The organism is Tenacibaculum aestuariivivum (assembly GCF_964507685.1).
Lineage (GTDB): Bacteria > Bacteroidota > Bacteroidia > Flavobacteriales > Flavobacteriaceae > Polaribacter > Polaribacter aestuariivivum.
Genome location: NZ_OZ208414.1, coordinates 1462034 through 1481492, shown reverse-complemented (window position 1 = coordinate 1481492; position 19459 = coordinate 1462034). Strand labels below are relative to the sequence as shown.

Sequence of the window (19459 nt, the reverse complement as noted above, 5' to 3'; positions counted from 1 at the left end):
GAACGGTTTTTTTAGTATATTAAAAAAAGTGTTATTTTTTGATATCTAATTTAATGCTTAATTCTGATAATTGCGCATCATTTAAAGCAGCAGGAGCGTCAATCATAACATCACGTCCTGAGTTATTTTTAGGAAAAGCGATAAAATCACGAATCGTTTCTTGTCCGCCTAAAATAGCAACCAATCTATCTAATCCGAAAGCCAAACCTCCGTGTGGTGGCGCACCATATTCAAAAGCATCCATTAAGAAACCAAACTGCTCTTTTGCTTCTTTTTCAGTAAATCCTAAATGTTTAAACATGATAGCTTGTGTTTCTTTGTCATGAATTCTGATAGAACCTCCACCGATTTCATTTCCGTTCAACACTAAATCATAAGCGTTTGCCTTAACCGCTCCAGGATTTGTATCTAATAACTCTAATTGCCCTGGTTTTGGCGATGTAAACGGGTGATGCATTGCATGATAATGCCCTGTTTCTTCGTCTAATTCTAATAATGGGAAATCAATAACCCATAACGGAGCAAATACTTTAGGATCTCTTAAACCTAAACGTTCTGCTAATTCCATTCTTAAAGCCGATAATTGAGCTCTTACTTTATTTGTATCTCCAGATAACACACACACTAAATCACCAGCTTTTGCACCTGTAATTTCTGCCCATTTAGCTAAGTCTTCTTGATCGTAGAATTTATCTACTGATGATTTGAATGTTCCATCTTCGTTTACACGAGCATAAATCATTCCTAAAGCGCCAACTTGAGGACGTTTTACCCATTTAATAATATTGTCAATTTCTTTTCTTGTGAATTTATTTCCTCCAGGAACAGCGAAACCAACCACTAATTCAGCACTATTAAAAACGCCAAAATCTTTATGTTGTGTTACTTCATTTAATTCGCCAAATTCCATTCCAAAACGGATATCTGGTTTATCATTTCCGTATAAACGCATTGCGTCATCATATAACATTCTTGGAAATTTATCAACTTCAACATTGTTGATTTCTTTTAATAAATGACGGGTTAATCCTTCAAAAATATTTAAAATATCTTCTTGCTCAACAAAAGCCATTTCACAGTCAATTTGTGTAAATTCTGGCTGACGGTCGGCACGTAAATCTTCATCTCTAAAACACTTTACAATTTGAAAGTATTTATCCATGCCACCAACCATTAATAGTTGTTTGAAGGTTTGAGGCGATTGTGGTAAGGCATAAAATTGCCCGGCATTCATTCGAGAAGGTACTAAGAAATCACGAGCACCTTCAGGAGTTGACTTGATTAAATAAGGTGTTTCAACTTCTATAAATTCTTGGTCAGATAAATATTTACGTACTTCCATAGATACTTTTGATCTGAAAATCAAACTATCTTTTACAGGGTTACGACGAATATCTAAATAACGATATTTCATTCTAATATCTTCACCACCATCTGTTTTATCTTCAATAGTAAAAGGCGGCGTTTTTGCTTGGTTTAAAATTTTTAATTTAGTAACCAATACTTCAATTTCACCAGTAGCGATGTTTTTATTTTTAGATTCTCGTTCAATAACAGTACCTGTAACTTGAATTACAAATTCACGCCCTAAGGTTTTTGCTTGTTCAATTAAATTATTAGAAGTACGTTCTTCATCAAAAATTAATTGCGTAATTCCGTAACGATCGCGTAAATCTACCCAAATCATAAAACCTTTATCACGTGATTTTTGTACCCAACCAGAAAGGGTTATTTCAGTATTAATATGCGAGGCTGTTAATTCGCCACAAGTATGCGTTCTGTACATTTCTAGAATTTTAGATGTGCAAATTTAACGATAATTGTTAGTATGTGAAAAATTACTATTATTTAGTTTTTTAAGCTCATATATTGTTTTTTTGTAGTGCTTTTTTATCTAAAAATAGATTCAATTTTATAATTATGACATTACAAGAATTTAAAAACAAACTAAGAAACACGCCTAAAGAACTATGTTTTTCAGATACCATTAGCATAATTGAAGATAACTATAGTTTTACGCCATCAGCATTTAAAAATGGTGATTTAGAAAATGCTAGTACTCAAAATTTAGGGTCGTGTAAAGTGCTTTCTTTTGCAGTAAAGCAACAATTAACTAAAGAAGAAGCATTGGCTTGTTTTGCACAATATTATTTTATTGATGTTTTAGAAAATTCAACAGGAACAGATCATCAAAATATCAGAAGTTTTATGAATACTGGTTTTGAAGGATTGGTTTTTGAAAATGAAACTTTAGTAGAAAAAGTATAGTTTTTGATGTAAATTATCAAAACGAGTAAAATTGCCTAGCCCCGATTGAAGCAATTGTTTGAGCTCTTTTTTATTTTCTTTTTAAAAATAAAAAAAGCGAGTGCCGAAAGCGGGAAATTGCTTCAAAAAAAAACACCAATCATATATAAATTATGATTGGTGTTTTTATGTTAAATTTTAAAAGTACACTTAATCAAAAGCACCCGATTTTAATTTGTCAAAATAAATAGTGGCTGCTTTTTTAACTTTAGGGGCTAGTAATAAAGTAGAAAAAACTGTTGGTATTGCCATTAAAGCATAAGCACTATCCATTAAATTAATAACAAAATCTAACTTTATAACTGCGGCTATTACAATTACCAAAACATAAAAATGATTGTAATATTTGCCTGTTTTTGAATTGGTTAAATAACTTAAACAGCTGTAACCATAAAATGAATAGGTAAATAGAGTAGAGAAGGCAAAAATTAATACACAAATAGTTAAAATAATACTTCCTAGGTGATATGGTAAAACCGAATCAAAGGCGGCTAAGGTCATTGAAATACCGTTGCCATCAAAATTTTTCCATATTCCTGATGATAAAATTGCTAATGCTGTTAAGGTACAAACTAATAAGGTGTCTATGGCAGGCCCTAACATGGCAACTAAACCTTCTCTAATTGGTTCGTTTGTTTTTACTGTTCCGTGCATCATTGGTGCAGTTCCTAAACCTGCTTCGTTAGAAAAAGCTGCTCGTTTTACACCTGTTATAATTAATGCTCCTAATGCACCTCCTAAAACAGATTTTCCTGAAAAAGCATCTGTAAATATTAAAGAAATGATGTTTGGAACTTCCTCTATCTTTAAAAATAGAATGGTTAAAACGGTTAATAAATAAACAACAACCATTATAGGTACTAATTTACCAGCTACTTTTCCTATGCGTTTAATTCCTCCAAAAATTACAGTAGATACAATAAATGCTATGACAATTCCTATTAATAACTTAGCTGTAAATTGATTTGGTTCGTTTACTTTAAAAACATCAATAATAGTTTGTGTTAATTGATTTGCCTGAAAAGCGGGTAGTGTTCCTGCCAAACCTGCTGTAGCAAAAAATACAGCTAAAGGTTTCCATTTTTTACCCAAACCTTCTGTAATTACGTACATTGGTCCTCCTTTTGCGTTTCCTTCTTCATCTTCTCCGCGATACATAATTGCTAAACTACAGGTAAAAAATTTGGTAGCCATTCCTACAAAAGCACTAATCCACATCCAGAAAATGGCACCAGGTCCTCCCATTGCAATGGCTATTGCTACTCCACTGATATTTCCCATTCCAACGGTTGCGGCAATGGCTGAGGATAGGGCTTCGTAATGTGATAATTCTCCAGGAGAATCGTGTTTGTCATACTTTCCTCTTAAAATAGCAATGGCGTGTGCTAGGTATCTGAAAGGTACTAAGCCTGAATATATAAATAAGCATAATCCGCCACCGATTAACAATATTAATAAGGGAATTCCCCAAATCCATGATGAAAAATTAGCGACTATATTTTGAATTTCAGAGAACATAAATGGTGTTTAATTTTAAGCGAATTTACTGAAATGAAATAGAAAAAAGGTGGTAATACAGGTATTTGAGTAATACCTAAAATTAGTGAAAATGCCTAGCCCTGATTGAAGCATTTGTTTGAGCTCTTTTTTTGATTTTTCTTCAAAAAAAAGCGAGTGCGGAAAGCAGGAAATTGCTTCAAAAAAAACACCTATCGTAATTTATATAATAGGTGTTTTTATATTTTAACAGATTTCAGAAAGATAAAAATTCGAATCCGTCAAAGGGATTTTATTTCAGTTTCTCATGCTGATTTACCACAGTTCTTAGCCGTGTGCGATGCTGAAATAAATTCAGCATGACGAGAATCTAATTTTAAAAAAGGTTTACCAATCTTCGCCTTTAAAATTTTTAGATTTAGCATAATTAATGGTATTTTCTAAATAATCTTCAGTATTATACTTTGGTATCGGTAAAATTGATTCTAATAAATTAGTATCGTATTCGTAAGGATCAGAAATTAGATATTGGTTTAAATGTAATCCAATAGTTTTGTAATAAATATTTTCTAATCTGTTTTTATTTTTTAATAATGAACCGCCTGTTGACGAATTTAAAAAAGTAAAATTATTAAAATCTACTGTTTTTAAAATTCGTTTCATTCCTGTTACAATATTGGTGCTTTTAGAGTGCACAATATTAAGTTGTTCTATTTTTTGTTGATATACAGTTGCTATTATTTTTGCAACATAATCGACAGGAATAATATTTAAGCCTGTTTTAAAATTGGTGGTAATTCGAATAGGGTTATTAGCTAGTGGATTTTTATAAAAAAAATTTCCCAGAAGATAATAAACCATGTAATTTGAAATAAAATAAGGCGATTTATTAAAAATATTTCCGCCTAAAACACTTGGTCTTAATATTTGGATAACAACCTTATTTTCTAGTCCTTTTTTTAATAAAAATTTTTCGGTAGTGTGCTTTGCTTCTTCGTAAAAATTGCGGTATTTAGGCTTTTTTGTAGCGTGATAATCATTATCAATTAATCCGCCAATATTACCAATACTAAACGCCGTACTTATATAAGTGAACTTTGTAATGAAAGATGAAAAAGTGTTAAACACCTCTTTTGTAAATTCATAAACACCATTAAAAACAACATCTCGTTGCGATTTATCGGTGGTTAAATTTACGCTTCCTGCTGAATGAATAAAAAAATTGGTTTCATCTTTAGATAAAAAAGTTTCAGGTTTAAAAAAAGCAACCATATCTAAAGCTCTAATTTTTTGAGCTATTAAATTTCTATTTTCAGAAATAAATGATGGAGAAGCATCGCTATTTACTATTTTTTGAACTCTTTCTAATGCCGAATTACCATTTTTTTCTCTTACCGGAAGGTATATATGTTTTATGTTATTTTGTTGTATTAATTCATAAAAAACTTGTGAACCTAACGTTCCTGTACAGCCTGTAAGAATAACATTTATTTTATTTTGTTTCATTTTAATAGATAATTAACCTATATGAGTTAATTGTGTCAATTTTTAAGAAAAAATAAGGTAATAATTGTTTGTTAAAATATTACTTACAAACAACACCTTTTTTATTTAAAAGATCAATATCTCTAAAAAATCCTTCTTGAATAGTACCTTCTTGAAATATAAATGTTTTATCGTGTAAAATATTGTTTTCAAAAAAAGTAACTTGAAAACGGTTGTCTAAAGCAAATAATTCAGGCTGCATTATTTCGAATTTAGAAAATGATTTAGCGGGTAATAAATCTATTTTTCTACGGAATAATGAAGTTTTTTTAGTTTCAGAAAATCCTTGAGAAACAATTACTATCATTTCTAAATCTACTTCTTTTTTATTGATAATATAAACGCTCCATTCATCTAAATTATCATGTGGATTTTTTTCTAAAGTAATGGCAATTTCTACATCAACAACTCCTGGTATTTTTATGTCTTTTTTCATTTAATATATGTTAAAAGCAAAAAGTTGAAAAGTAGAAGTAATTCTTAACTTTTCAACTTTTTGTATTTAATAATAATTTTTATTTATATAACAGATTTAAATTGCTCTAAGAAACGTTTATCGTTTTCGTAAAACATTCTAATATCAGGAATTTGATATAATAACATTGCTATACGTTCAATTCCCATACCAAAAGCATAACCAGAATATTTAGTAGGGTCGATATTTGCATTTTTTAATACATTAGGATCTACCATTCCGCAGCCCATAATTTCTAACCAACCTGTTCCTTTTGTAATTCTGTAATCGGTTTCAGTTTCTAACCCCCAGTAAATATCTACTTCGGCACTTGGTTCTGTAAATGGGAAATAAGAAGGTCTTAATCTGATTTTAGACTTACCAAACATCTCTTTGGTAAAATATAACAAAGTTTGCTTTAAATCAGCAAAAGAAACATCCGTATCAATATATAAACCTTCTACTTGATGAAAAATACAGTGTGCTCTGGCAGAAATATCTTCATTTCTAAAAACACGACCTGGAGAAATAGTTCTAATAGGTGGCGTATTGTTTTCCATATATCGAACTTGTACCGATGAAGTATGCGTTCTTAATAAGGTATCAGGATTTTTATCGATAAAAAAAGTATCCTGCATATCACGTGCTGGATGATATTCAGGTAAATTTAATGCAGTAAAATTATGCCAGTCATCTTCAATTTCTGGACCTTCAGAAACGGTAAATCCAATTCTATTAAAAACTTCAATAATTTGATTTTTAACCAAAGATATTGGATGGCGAGACCCTAAGTTAATTGGTTCTGACGGACGCGTTAAATCACCATAAAAACTTTTATGTTTAACAGTACTGTCTAAAGTATCATTAAGTTCTGTTACTTTTTCTTCAGCAGTTTTTTTTAAGTTGTTTAAAGCTTGTCCAAAATCTTTACGCATTGCAGCGTCAACATTTTTAAACTCAGCAAATAAATCTTTCAATAAACCTTTACTTCCTAAATATTTTATTCTGAAAGCTTCTACTTCTTCTTTCGAAGTTGTTTGAAAAGCCTTTACGTCACCAATCAATTCTTTTACCTTATCTAACATTTATCTGTCCAAAATTAGACTGCAAATTTAATATTTTTATATCAAATCTACACAATTTAGATAATTATTAAAAATTGATTAAGTGTACTAATACCGGTTTCAATTTTCATTATAAACATAGTTGTTTTTTAAAGTTGATAAAGAATTATTATTAATAGTTAATTTTTTAGTTATTTAAATTTAACAGATTGTAAATTAATTATATTTGCCTAGCGGATTATTTAAAATAATATTACAACAAACAATAATACAACTAGATTATGGAATCTAAAATAAATGCATTTATGGATTACGTTAATGAGCGTAATTCTAATGAGCCAGAGTTTTTACAAGCTGTACAAGAAGTAGCAGAAACTGTAATTCCATTTATTGAAAACAATCCTAAATACCAGGGAAAAAAATTGTTAGAAAGAATGGTTGAGCCTGAAAGAACTTTAATGTTTAGAGTTGCTTGGGTTGATGACAAAGGAGAAACACAAGTAAATAGAGGGTACAGAGTTGAGTTTAACTCTGCTATTGGGCCTTATAAAGGTGGTTTACGTTTTCACCCATCTGTAAATTTATCAATCTTAAAATTTTTAGGATTCGAGCAAGTGTTTAAAAATTCTTTAACTACTTTGCCAATGGGTGGTGGAAAAGGAGGTTCTGACTTTAATCCAAAAGGAAAATCTGATAGAGAAGTCATGGCTTTTTGTCAGGCTTTTATGTCGGAATTATTCCGTCATATTGGTGCAAATACCGATGTTCCTGCAGGAGATATTGGTGTTGGAGGAAGAGAAATTGGGTTTATGTTCGGTCAATATAAAAAATTACGTAACGAATTTGTTGGTGTTTTAACTGGTAAAGGAGCATCTTGGGGTGGTTCTTTAATTAGACCAGAAGCAACAGGTTATGGTGATGTTTATTTTGCTGAAAACATGTTAAAAGTAAAAGGAGATTCTTTTGCTGGTAAAACTGTTGTCGTTTCAGGTTCAGGAAATGTGGCGCAATATGCTACTGAAAAGGCTACTGAATTAGGGGCTAAAGTAGTTACGTTATCAGATTCTTCAGGATATATTTATGATGCTGATGGAATTGATGCTGAGAAATTAGCATTCGTTATGGACATTAAAAATGTTCGTAGAGCTAGAATTAGTGAATATGTAACAAAATATCCAAATGCAAAATTCTTTGCAGGCGAAAGACCTTGGAGTGTTACATGTGATGTTGCTTTACCATGTGCAACTCAAAATGAGTTAAACGCTGAAGAAGCTAAAACATTAGTAGCAAACGGTGTAATTTGTATTGCAGAAGGAGCAAATATGCCTTCTACACCAGAAGCTATTGAAGTTTTCCAAAATGCAAAAATCTTATTTGCACCAGGAAAAGCATCAAATGCAGGTGGTGTAGCAACTTCAGGATTAGAAATGAGTCAAAACTCATTACGTTACAACTGGACAAGAGAAGAAGTTGACGCAAAATTAAAAGCAATTATGAATGATATTCATGCCTCTTGTGTTGAATATGGCGCGCAAGCTGATGGGTTTGTAGATTACGTAAAAGGAGCTAATGTTGCTGGTTTCGTAAAAGTTGCTGATGCAATGTTAGATCAAGGAGTTGTATAATCGTTTCTTTTTATAGAAGATTTATATTCTTTTTTATAATATTTAAAAACACGCTATTTATATAGCGTGTTTTTTTTATGCGTACTTTCGGGTAAAATTTCATAAATATTTTCAATGAATACTTATTTCATTTGTATGCTATGCCTATGTCTAAAAGAAAAAATATAATTACGATTGCTTTTTATAATGTTGAAAATTTATTTGATACTGTTAATAATCCAAAAACAGCCGATGATGATTTTACACCATCGAGTAGGCGGAAATGGAATGCTAGAAAATATCAGCAGAAAATAAAACAAATAACAGATGTCATAAAACAAATAGGAATTAATCAGTCGGCAGTTCCTCCTGTGTTAATTGGCTTAGTGGAGGTTGAAAATGCTAAAGTAATTAAAGATTTAACACATCATAAAAATATTTCAAAGTACGTGTATCGCTATGTTCATTTCGATTCTCCTGATGAACGAGGTATTGATGTAGCATTACTTTATAATCCTGCTTTTTTTGAGGTTCTTTCTTCGGATAAATTCCCGTTATATTTAATAGATAAAGAAGGTGAGGTCGATTATACCCGAGATGTATTGGTCGTAAAGGGCAAATTAAATAACGAATTGATACATGTTTTAGTCAATCATTGGCCTTCAAGAAGAGATGGCGAAGAACAAACCACTGAAAATCGTATAGCAGCAGCAAAACACGTGCGTAAAGTATTGGCTGAAATAAAGGCAAAAGAAGCAAATCCAAAGTTTATTATTATGGGTGATTTTAATGATGATCCAACAAGTATAAGCGTTCGTGAATTTTTAGTTACCGATGATTTATACAATCCGATGAAACCTTTATTTGAAAAAGGAAAAGGCACGTTAACTTACTATAAAAAATGGCATTTATTCGATCAAATTATTTTTTCTAAAGATTTTTTTGATATACATAAAAGTAAGCACCGTTTTTTAAGAGCAGGGATTTTAAATAAAAAATGGATGCGATTTTATAAAGGAAAATTCAAAAATAGCCCCTTTCGAACGTATATTGGTCCTTGGTATCAGGGAGGTTTTTCTGATCATTTTCCTGTATATGTTACGTTTATTATAAATGAAATAAAATCATAAAGATCAATATGAATAGAAAAATAAAGCAAAAAAAATCCCGAGATATTCTCTCGAGATTTTTAAATTTTTATAAAATAAGAATTTATTATACTATTATTCAACAGTTACAGATTTTGCTAAATTCCTTGGTTGATCTACATTTTTTTCTAATAACACAGCAATATGATATGAAAGTAGCTGAAAAGGAATTGTAGTTAATAACGGTGTAAAAGCTTCATCAGTGTCAGGAATTTCAATTACATGATCAGCAATTTCTTTCACTGTAGTATCTCCTTCAGTTACGATGGCAATAATTTTACCACTTCTCGATTTTATTTCTTGAATATTGCTCACCACTTTTTCATAATGTCCTTTGTTTGTAGCAATTACAAAAATTGGCATATTTTCATCAATTAAAGCAATAGGGCCATGTTTCATTTCAGCAGCAGGATAGCCTTCTGCATGGATATATGAAATTTCTTTAAGTTTTAAAGCACCTTCTAAAGCTACAGGAAAATTAAACCCTCTACCTAAATACAAACAGTTTTTAGCATCTTTATAAACCCTTGCAATTTCTTTAATTTGTGCATCTGCTTCTAATAATTTTTCTATTTGAGCAGGAATTTGTTGTAATGTTTGTAAATAATTATTTACTGCCGATTTAGACAATGTTCCTTTTTCTTTAGCTAATTTTAAAGCAATTAAAGAAAGCACTGTTATTTGTGTAGTAAATGCCTTTGTTGATGCAACACCAATCTCAGGACCAGCATGTGTATAAGCCCCAGCATGAGTTTCTCTAGCGATAGAAGAACCTACAACGTTACAAATACCAAAAACAAATGCTCCTTTAGATTTTGCTAACTTAATAGCAGCTAAAGTATCTGCGGTTTCTCCTGATTGAGAAATTGCTATTACTACGTCGTTTTCGTTAATAATTGGGTTACGGTATCTAAATTCTGAAGCATATTCTACTTCAACAGGAATACGTGCCATATCTTCAAAAAGATATTCACCTACTAAGCCTGCATGCCAAGATGTACCACAGGCAACTATAATAATTCTATTAGCATTTGTGAATTTAGAAATATTATCATCTATACCAGCCATGCGAATAATACCTTTATCAGATAGCATTCTACCTCTGTAAGTATCTATAATAGCCTTTGGTTGTTCGTAAATTTCTTTTAGCATGAAATGATCATATCCACCCTTTTCAATCTGCTCTAAGCTTAATTGAAGTTCTTGAATATTAGTGTCAATTTCTTTATCATTATCAATTTTACGAACTTTTATTCCTTTATTTTTTTTAATAATGGCTAATTCACCATCTTCCAGATAAATAGCGTTTTTAGTATATTCAATAAAGGGAGAAGCATCAGAGGCTATAAAAAACTCTTCATTATTTTTTCCAACTCCTATTGCAATAGGGCTTCCTAAACGAGCAACAATTAGTTCGTTAGGTTTGTTTTTATCAAATACGGTAATAGCATATGCTCCAATAACATTGTTAAGTGCTAGTTGCACAGCTTTTCCTAATTTACAACCTTCATTTTTTTTAACCTCTTCAATAAGGTTAACTAATACTTCTGTATCAGTATCACTTATAAAAGTATATCCTCTAGAAATTAATTCTTTTTTTATAGTGTCATAATTTTCAATAATTCCATTATGAACAATCACTAAATCTCCAGATTGTGAAACATGAGGATGAGAATTTATTTCATTAGGAATACCATGAGTAGCCCAACGAGTATGCCCAATTCCTATATTCCCTTTTTTTCTTTTTTCATCTTTATTAGTAATTACTTCTAAATCAGAAACCTTTCCTTTGGTTTTTGATAAATGTATTGATTCTCCATCATACATCATTATTCCGGCACTATCATACCCTCTATATTCTAAGCGCTTTAATCCGTTAATTACTATTGGATAAGCCTCTCTATGTCCTATATAACCTGTTATTCCACACATAGCAAATGTTTTATTTTTGTTTTGAATATGATATTTTTAGTACAGCTCTTTTTACGCCGTTTACAGTTTTATTTCCGTCTAGTAAGGTAACCCCTCTAGGGTTCCAGTTATAACTCTTAACATTTTCACTTGTGGCATCATCAGTAGTGTTGTTATAAACTTTTAAAACTAAAGGAGAAATGTCAGTACTTGTGCCGTCTAATAAATTAGCGATATAGTCTGTTATTTTAAAAGCATATTTTTCTGGAGTTTTATCATCAGACAATGTTAAGTAACCACCAAAACTTGCTGACTCCTTATAGGCATCTGTTAGTTGTTTTGGTGTATTCTCTCCATTTTCATTTTTTTTATTTTGATAAATAAATAATCTCTGAGGTATTATTTTGTTGTCAGTATCAATGGCTTGGTTAACATAAAATGTTAAAGAAGCATCATTAACAAGCCAATTATTAGCTCTTAACTCGTTTAACTTTACTTCATCAATAATATTTATTTGAGCCATTTTTCCTGCGGTACCTTGAATAGTAAAACTATTTGTTGGTGTATCATTTTCGGCTTGACTCATGTTGTAAATACTATTTTTAATATCAGACAAAGGAAAAGAGTATTTTTTGTTTAAAGTATCTTTAACAACAGATCCGTCCATAATAGATTTTGTATAATGAAAATCTAAAGAAGCAGCAGGGCTTCCGCTTAACTTAAATGGCACTAAACTTCCTTTAGTACCAGAAGTCATAATTTTAAGCCCTCTAAAATAATTGTTAAATGCATCTTTAGAAGAAAAATAAGGACCTTCAAATTCATCCCAAAACAGTGCTTTCATTTTAGCTAAGTCTAGAGGAATTGCTAAAAAAGGTACAGCAGGAGTTTTATTAGAAACTCTTACCTTAACCGTATCGATGTAAGTGGTAGAGGTGGCAAACCTGTTTATTCTAGGATAACTATATATTGTATCTGTATTGGCTCTTGGTTTAAAAGTAAAATCATTACTTTCACTTAAAAGATTATCTCCTTTGTAATCAGCGTCTGAGAAGAAAGTGTTACCTTTAGCTGGGTCGTTAGGATTTAAGGTGTTTAAAAATGTTTCATTTTGATAAACTTTTAAAGAGGTTTCTTCATTAACATTTCCTAAAATAGAATCTAATTTAAAAGTAGTTATACCATTAGATACTCCTGTAGATGTAGCAGGGTAAGGAATTTTTAAAATAACTTTATCTAAGTCGTATACAGTATCTGTAACAGAACTAGCGCTATTTTTAAAACCTGAAACGTAGCCTATTTGACTAATAATAGAAGCTTTAATGGCTTCATAGTTTTTGTTATTATATACACCTAACCAATACTCACCTAGTGATCCAATAGCAATATTATCAGCTCTAACACTTTCAATATTTATAGGGGTAATTTCTATGTCTAATAAAATTTCACCTGTTTCAAATTTTGTATTTCCAACAACATTAGTTCCTATGTCGTTAAAATCTTTTTCACATGATATTATAGTTGCTAAACATAGCAGGCTAATACCTAAAAAGCTAATTTTTCTAATCATTTGTATTGTTATTCGCTTAATTCTAAAACGTTTTCTTTGTAAAATTGTAAATAAGCTTCAGTTAAAGTTTCTTCGGGCTGAAATTCTAAAACCTTAGTTGCCTTTTCAGCAATAAAATCATTTATTTCATCAGGTAAAACTTCGCTACCTTTTACAATAGCATCTGAGTTTTCAATAGCACTTTTTAAAATGTTAATTTCATTAGGTGTTTGAATAGTTGCTACTTTTAATTCATTAACTTTATCGAAACGAACTTTGTTAGCTAATTCACTATTTAATTCACCATCAAAATTATTACTATAAATTGAAGTAACAATTTTACTTTCAGTAAATAAAGGCTCTTCTTTATAAAATTCTTTTAAATAAAGAGGAAGTAAAGATGCCATCCATCCATGAACATGAATAATATCAGGTGCCCAGTTTAATTTTTTAACGGTTTCCACAACTCCCTTCGCAAAGAAAATCATACGTTCGTCATTATCATTAAACATTTTGTCATCTTCATCAGAGTATACTGCTTTACGCTTAAAATACTCTTCATTATCAATGAAGTATACCTGCATTCTTTCCTTAGGAATTGAAGCAACTTTAATAATTAGTGGCATATCCATATCATTAATTATTAAATTCATACCAGATAAGCGAATAACTTCATGTAATTGATGTCTTCGTTCATTGATTACCCCGTAGCGAGGCATAAAAATTCGGGTTTGAACTCCTTTAGAATGTGCGTTTTTAGCAACATTAAATGCAGTAGACGATAATTCTGTTTCAGGTAAATAAGGAGTTACCTCTGATGAAACATATAATATTCTCTTATCCTTCATTAAATCTGTCTCTTTTATAGTAGGAGCAAAAATACGAAAATTTATGCTAAAATGGTGTTAAATTGCTAATTTTGCACGTACTTCAACTATAACAGCATGAAAGTTTATAAAACTAAATCAGAATTAAAATGTTTTTTATCAACAATAAAAAAGGCTCATAGATCAATTGGGTTTGTACCTACCATGGGTGCCTTGCATCAAGGACATTTATCACTCATACAAAAAGCTAAGAAAAAAAATGATATAACCGTAGTTAGTATTTTTGTAAATCCAACTCAATTTGACAATAAAGAAGATTTGGTTAAATACCCAAAAACTACTGATCAAGATATTGCTTTGTTAGAAGGTGTTGATTGCGAGGTATTATTTTTGCCATCGGTAGCTGAAATTTATGATAGTAATATAATTGCTGATACTTTTAATTTTGATGGATTAGAAGATCAAATGGAAGGTAAATTTCGTAACGGGCATTTTGATGGCGTTGGAACAGTAGTAAAAACATTATTTGAAATTATTGAGCCAGATAGTGCTTATTTCGGTAAAAAAGATTTTCAACAATTGCAAATTATTAAAAAAATGGTTGAAAAGTATGCAATACCTGTGCAAATACAAGGCTGTGATATTTATAGAGAATCAGACGGTTTAGCAATGAGTTCACGTAATACGCGTTTATCTGATGAGTACCGAAAAGCAGCTCCCTTTATTTATCAAACGCTTAAAAAAGCTAAGAAAAAATTTGGCACAAAAAGTGCTAATGAAGTAACTAGGTGGGTGAAAAAAAAGTTTAAAGAACATCCATTATTAATCTTAGAGTATTTTACAATAGCATCAGAGAAAACATTGAAAACAATTGAAGCTAAAAAGGAGAGTGAAAAATACCGTGCTTTTATAGCAGTTTTTGCTGGAGAAATTAGATTGATAGATAACATTAGATTAAAATAAAATTTATCAAAAACAAATCATTAATCATTAAAAACATATTTTTGCAATTATGTTAGTACAAGTAGTAAAATCTAAAATCCACCGCGTAAAAGTTACAGGTGCCGATTTAAATTATATAGGAAGCATTACCATTGATGAAGATTTAATGGATGCTGCAGGAATTATTGAAGGCGAACGTGTTCAAATTGTGAATAACAATAATGGCGAACGTTTAGAAACATACGCCATACCAGGACCAAGAGGAAGCGGAGAAATCACCTTAAACGGTGCCGCAGCCAGAAAGGTAGCCAAAGGCGATGTGTTAATTTTAATCGTGTATGCGTTTATGGAATTAGAAGAAGCAAAGAAATTTACACCTTCTTTAGTTTTTCCTAACGAAGCCGACAATACACTTACCTAGATTCTTACATTTTGAATTTAAAAAAAGCTTTAAAAATTATATTACCGCTCATTTTGGGCGGTTTTTTAGTTTGGTATTCTGTTTCTAAAATTTCGTTAGATGTTTTAGTTCAATATTTTAAAGATGCCAATTACAGTTGGATAGCCTTGGGTTTATTTTTTGGAATTTTAAGCCATTTATCAAGAGCCTACAGATGGAAATTTCTGTTAGAACCAATGGGTTATAAACCCGATTTTGGCAATAGTACTTTAGCCGTTTTGGTCGGTTATTTAGTTAATTTAGCATTGCCAAGAGCGGGTGAAGTTTCACGAGCCGCTGTAATGGCAAACTACGAAAACATTCCTTTTGAAAAAGGATTCGGAACTATTGTAGCCGAAAGAATTGCCGATGTAATCATGATGTTAAGCATCATCGCAATCACCCTTTTTTTACAGTTCGATTTTATTTATAACCTGCTTACTAAAAATTTTGACCCGCTAAGAATCGTCATTATTTTAAGTGTTTTAGCACTTGTTTTTTACGCCATAACCCGTTATGTAAAAAAAGCACAATCAGGAATTGGTTTAAAAATTAAAAGCTTTATTTCAGGCTTAGTCGAAGGCGTAACCAGCATTTTTAAAATGAAACACAAGTGGGCATTTATATTCCACACCGTGTTTATTTGGGCAATGTATGTGTGTATGTTTTGGGCAACCATTCCCGCTATTGACGGCTTAGAAGTTCCTTTAGGCGGTGTTTTAATTGGTTTTATCGCAGGCGGATTTAGCATTGCAGCCACCAATGGAGGCATCGGTTTATATCCAATTGCCGTAGCAGGAGCACTGGCATTATTTGGAATATCAGAAGAACCCGCAACCGCTTTCGGTTGGATTATGTGGACAGCTCAAACAGCCATGATTATCATTTTTGGAGGCTTATCATTTCTATTTTTACCGCTTTATAATAAGAACAAGAAAGAACAATAATTTTTTGAGCGTTCCCTTGCAGGTCGCGCTTTCATTACTCGCTTTTTTTATTTTTTCGAAAAGGAAAAAATAAAAAAGAGCTCAAACATGCCATTCAATCGCTAACGCAGTTACTTTTTAAAATTCGATTATAAACTATTTAAGTTTGTAACTTTGAGTTTTATTAATACGATTTTAAAACTTTCAATTTATTTCAAATGGCTAAAACAAAAACTACTTTTTTCTGTCAAAATTGCGGATCTCAACATGCACAATGGATAGGGCAGTGTAAAACCTGTAAAGAATGGAATACTATTGTTGAAGAAGTTGTTGAAAAAGAAGAAAAAAGAGCTTGGCAAACGCCTGAAAATGTAGTTAAAAAAGTAGCTAAACCTTTAAAAGTACAAGATATTCAAGTAAACACTGAAGAACGTGTTGTAACTCAAAATAACGAATTAGATACTGTTTTAGGTGGCGGAATTGTAAAAGGTGCAGTTGTTTTATTAGGAGGAGAACCAGGAATCGGAAAATCGACTTTATTATTACAAATTGCTTTAAATATTCCTCAAAAAGTATTGTATGTTTCAGGAGAAGAAAGTCAATCGCAAATTAAAATGCGTGCCGAACGTTTAAAAGCAACCAATTCTAATTGTTTAATATTAACAGAAACAAGTACACAACAAATATTTAAAAATATAGAACAAGTTCAACCCGATGTTTTGGTAATAGATTCTATTCAAACATTACATACCAATTCTATAGAAGCATCACCAGGAAGTATTTCTCAAATCCGTGAAACATCAGCAGAATTAATAAAATTTGCTAAAGAAACAGGAACCCCAGTTTTATTAATCGGACACATTAATAAAGATGGACATATTGCTGGACCTAAAATTTTAGAACACATGGTAGATGTTGTTTTACAATTTGAAGGTGATAGAAATCATACATATAGAATTTTACGTTCACAAAAAAACCGATTCGGATCAACAGCTGAATTAGGAATTTACGAAATGTTATCAACAGGTTTACGAGAAGTTTCAAATCCATCAGAAATATTAATATCTAAAAAAGATGCCGATTTAAGCGGAACAGCAATTGCATCAACTTTAGAAGGTGTACGCCCCTTAATGATAGAAATTCAAGCTTTAGTGAGTACAGCTGTTTACGGTACACCACAACGTTCTACAACAGGATATAATCTGAAAAGATTACACATGATTTTAGCTGTTTTAGAAAAACGAGCAGGATTTAAATTAGGAGCAAAGGATGTTTTTTTAAATGTTACAGGAGGTATTCATGTTGATGATCCTGCAATAGATTTAGCAGTTGTAGCAGCTATATTATCATCAAATCAAGATATGGCAATAAACCCAAATGTTTGTTTTGCTGCTGAGGTTGGTTTAGCGGGTGAAATAAGACCAGTTTCAAGAATCGATCAACGAATTATAGAGGCTGAAAAATTAGGATATGAAACCTTGGTTGCATCAAAATATAATAAAATAGCCTCAAAAAATCACACGATTAAATTGCTTTTAGTCGGTAAAATTGAAGAAGCTTTTGCAACCTTATTTGCTTAGGTTATTTTAATTTGTTTCTTTCTTGTGAAAAATACAACAGATAAAAAAAGTACAAAAAGAATTACTTTTCCAATTAAGTAACCATATCCATATTCTGTTAATCTGTTAAAATCAGTAATTAACATTTCAATTATATTTATTAATAATAGTATTGAAATAGTAATTGAAATGTAAAAAATAATTTTTTTCATACTTAAATATTTATAAGAAGAAGAGTAATTTTTATTACTCTTCTTCTTTTATAACTGATTATTTAGTTACTGTAGTAGTCGTAGGTGTGTAAAGTCCAAAAGTTAAACCAGACACTAATCCATTAACAAAAGATTGTCTTGTATGAACAGTATAATCTTTAGCTCCATCAGCCATTTGTTTAGAGTTAGAAACTCCAACAGGTGCTAAACCATATACAACATAATGGTTCCATTCAGTTGTTTGAGAATTTCCTTGTGCACCTTTTCCAACAACACTTGTATAAGAATAACAAGAAGTTAATAACATTGATGAAGCAAATACAACAGCAATCATTTTAATTGAATTTTTCATTTATTTTTTATTTTTCACTCTTTTCAGAGTAATGATTAATTTAGCTACTAAACTATAAAAAAACTAATTAAAATAAAAAAAGAAGCTCTTAATTTTTATAAGAATTTCTTTTTTTATTTTAATTCAATAAATTAACAACATCCACCACCATCGTAATGATAGGTAGATTCTGAAAAGAAAATATCATCTCTTCCTAAAGCTTTTAAATCTCTTGCTGTTTTATCGCAAATTGCTAAAGGTTGATTTTTTAATAAAGTATGACCTAATCCATCATCAAAATAATCTTCATCACCATAATAAATAGCTGCTTTTCCTGTAAAAACACACGGACCATCTTCAGGCATCGGATCTTTAATTGCGGCAACTTCAATTGATTCAATATAAATCAATTCATCAGTAGGATAATTCTTCGGATCTAAAATTCGATAAGGTTTTCTAGCTCTAATTTCAATCGTTCCAAAACCAGCATCAGTTAAAGCTTTTACATAATCGGCAATAGATAAACTTCCGCTTAAACATAAGGCACGTAAACGTTCGTCATTACGTAATTCATCGTTCATTTCTTGCTCGCAAGTTGGGTCGCTCATAACCAATTTTCCGTGAGGCTTTAAAACACGATACATTTCTGCAATAGCCTTCTTTAAATCATCCGACTTAAAAATATTGAACAAACAATTTTGAGCAGCAACATCAATAGAACTATCTTCAACAGGTAAATTCATTGCGTCACCTTTTCGTAAATCAACAAAATCAGATTTAAACCAATCATTTTGTTTTTCAGCAATTTTAAAGTTTTTGCGAGATGCTTCTAACATTTCATCCACCACATCTAACCCAATTACACCGCCTTTATTTCTATTGAAATAAGCGAATTGTAATAATTCCATACCGCCACCAACACCAACATATAGCATTTTAGGATTATTAGTTAAATCACGAGCATGAACAGTAGAACCACAACCGTAGTTCATTTCTTGCATAATACGTGGAATTTTTAATCCTGGTAATTCCCAAATAGGGTTTGTAGTACAGCATAAACCAACATCAGGTGTTAATGCAGCTTCTTTATATACGTTATGTGTAGTTTCTAGGTAACTCATGTTTTTGTTTTTTGTGCTAAAAA

The 19459-nt window shown here is 31.0% G+C and carries 18 protein-coding genes; 7 read left to right on the top strand and 11 right to left on the bottom strand.

Features of this window, described 5'->3' with window-relative positions:
• Positions 1-31: 31 nt before the first annotated feature.
• Complete coding sequence (gene aspS, locus ACN5J4_RS06545; RefSeq protein ID WP_418649213.1) at positions 32-1786, bottom strand: aspartate--tRNA ligase; 1755 nt, start codon at positions 1784-1786, stop codon at positions 32-34.
• A 134-nt stretch (positions 1787-1920) separates the two neighbouring features.
• Between aspS and ACN5J4_RS06540 the strand changes: the two genes are divergently transcribed.
• A complete protein-coding gene (locus ACN5J4_RS06540; RefSeq protein WP_418649212.1) occupies positions 1921-2268 on the top strand; it encodes a HopJ type III effector protein in 348 nt (115 codons plus the stop codon).
• Positions 2269-2457: 189 nt separating this feature from the next.
• Here the strand turns inward: ACN5J4_RS06540 and ACN5J4_RS06535 are convergent, their stop codons facing one another.
• From ACN5J4_RS06535 to pheS, 4 genes are all read right to left on the bottom strand, one after another.
• On the bottom strand, positions 2458-3825 hold the full coding sequence (locus ACN5J4_RS06535) for an alanine/glycine:cation symporter family protein (protein WP_418649211.1): 1368 nt from the start codon (positions 3823-3825) through the stop codon (positions 2458-2460).
• Positions 3826-4191: 366 nt separating this feature from the next.
• Entirely contained in the window at positions 4192-5310 is a 1119-nt protein-coding gene (locus ACN5J4_RS06530) for an SDR family oxidoreductase (RefSeq protein WP_418649210.1), read from the bottom strand.
• 79 nt (positions 5311-5389) lie between these two features.
• Positions 5390-5785, bottom strand: a complete 396-nt coding sequence (locus ACN5J4_RS06525; protein ID WP_418649209.1) for a hypothetical protein — start codon at positions 5783-5785, stop codon at positions 5390-5392.
• 83 nt (positions 5786-5868) lie between these two features.
• Positions 5869-6888 (bottom strand): phenylalanine--tRNA ligase subunit alpha, encoded by a 1020-nt coding sequence (pheS, locus tag ACN5J4_RS06520; RefSeq protein WP_418649208.1) that lies wholly within the window; start codon positions 6886-6888, stop codon positions 5869-5871.
• 260 nt (positions 6889-7148) lie between these two features.
• Here pheS and gdhA point away from each other — a divergent pair, with 260 nt between their 5' ends.
• Together gdhA and ACN5J4_RS06510 are read left to right on the top strand one after the other, a co-directional pair.
• Complete coding sequence (gene gdhA / locus ACN5J4_RS06515) at positions 7149-8492, top strand: NADP-specific glutamate dehydrogenase (protein ID WP_418649207.1); 1344 nt, start codon at positions 7149-7151, stop codon at positions 8490-8492.
• Positions 8493-8638: 146 nt separating this feature from the next.
• On the top strand, positions 8639-9601 hold the full coding sequence (locus tag ACN5J4_RS06510; protein WP_418649206.1) for an endonuclease/exonuclease/phosphatase family protein: 963 nt from the start codon (positions 8639-8641) through the stop codon (positions 9599-9601).
• A 93-nt stretch (positions 9602-9694) separates the two neighbouring features.
• Here the strand turns inward: ACN5J4_RS06510 and glmS are convergent, their stop codons facing one another.
• Genes glmS through ACN5J4_RS06495 form a run of 3 tightly spaced genes read right to left on the bottom strand, consistent with a single transcriptional unit; the run spans position 9695 to position 13927 of the window.
• On the bottom strand, positions 9695-11551 hold the full coding sequence (gene glmS, locus ACN5J4_RS06505; protein ID WP_418649205.1) for a glutamine--fructose-6-phosphate transaminase (isomerizing): 1857 nt from the start codon (positions 11549-11551) through the stop codon (positions 9695-9697).
• 10 nt (positions 11552-11561) lie between these two features.
• On the bottom strand, positions 11562-13100 hold the full coding sequence (locus ACN5J4_RS06500) for a DUF4270 family protein (protein WP_418649204.1): 1539 nt from the start codon (positions 13098-13100) through the stop codon (positions 11562-11564).
• A gap of 8 nt (positions 13101-13108) precedes the next feature.
• Positions 13109-13927, bottom strand: a complete 819-nt coding sequence (locus tag ACN5J4_RS06495; RefSeq protein WP_418649203.1) for a glycogen/starch synthase — start codon at positions 13925-13927, stop codon at positions 13109-13111.
• A gap of 96 nt (positions 13928-14023) precedes the next feature.
• Between ACN5J4_RS06495 and panC the strand changes: the two genes are divergently transcribed.
• The 4 genes from panC to radA all read left to right on the top strand — a co-directional run bounded on the left by panC (position 14024) and on the right by radA (position 17793).
• A complete protein-coding gene (panC, locus tag ACN5J4_RS06490) occupies positions 14024-14869 on the top strand; it encodes a pantoate--beta-alanine ligase (protein ID WP_418649202.1) in 846 nt (281 codons plus the stop codon).
• Between the two features lie 49 nt (positions 14870-14918).
• Positions 14919-15269, top strand: coding sequence for an aspartate 1-decarboxylase (panD, locus tag ACN5J4_RS06485; RefSeq protein WP_058885987.1), 351 nt, complete (start codon positions 14919-14921; stop codon positions 15267-15269).
• An 11-nt stretch (positions 15270-15280) separates the two neighbouring features.
• Complete coding sequence (locus ACN5J4_RS06480; RefSeq protein WP_418649201.1) at positions 15281-16234, top strand: lysylphosphatidylglycerol synthase transmembrane domain-containing protein; 954 nt, start codon at positions 15281-15283, stop codon at positions 16232-16234.
• A gap of 197 nt (positions 16235-16431) precedes the next feature.
• Complete coding sequence (gene radA / locus ACN5J4_RS06475) at positions 16432-17793, top strand: DNA repair protein RadA (protein WP_418649200.1); 1362 nt, start codon at positions 16432-16434, stop codon at positions 17791-17793.
• On the opposite strand, the gene ACN5J4_RS06470 is transcribed toward radA, so the two are convergent.
• The 3 genes from ACN5J4_RS06470 to arsM form a co-directional block, all read right to left on the bottom strand.
• Entirely contained in the window at positions 17790-17984 is a 195-nt protein-coding gene (locus ACN5J4_RS06470) for a hypothetical protein (RefSeq protein WP_418649199.1), read from the bottom strand. The genes radA and ACN5J4_RS06470 overlap by 4 nt on opposite strands.
• A gap of 58 nt (positions 17985-18042) precedes the next feature.
• A complete protein-coding gene (locus ACN5J4_RS06465) occupies positions 18043-18336 on the bottom strand; it encodes a Bor family protein (protein ID WP_418649198.1) in 294 nt (97 codons plus the stop codon).
• A gap of 131 nt (positions 18337-18467) precedes the next feature.
• Positions 18468-19436 (bottom strand): arsenosugar biosynthesis arsenite methyltransferase ArsM, encoded by a 969-nt coding sequence (arsM, locus tag ACN5J4_RS06460; protein ID WP_418649197.1) that lies wholly within the window; start codon positions 19434-19436, stop codon positions 18468-18470.
• Positions 19437-19459 lie beyond the last annotated feature (23 nt).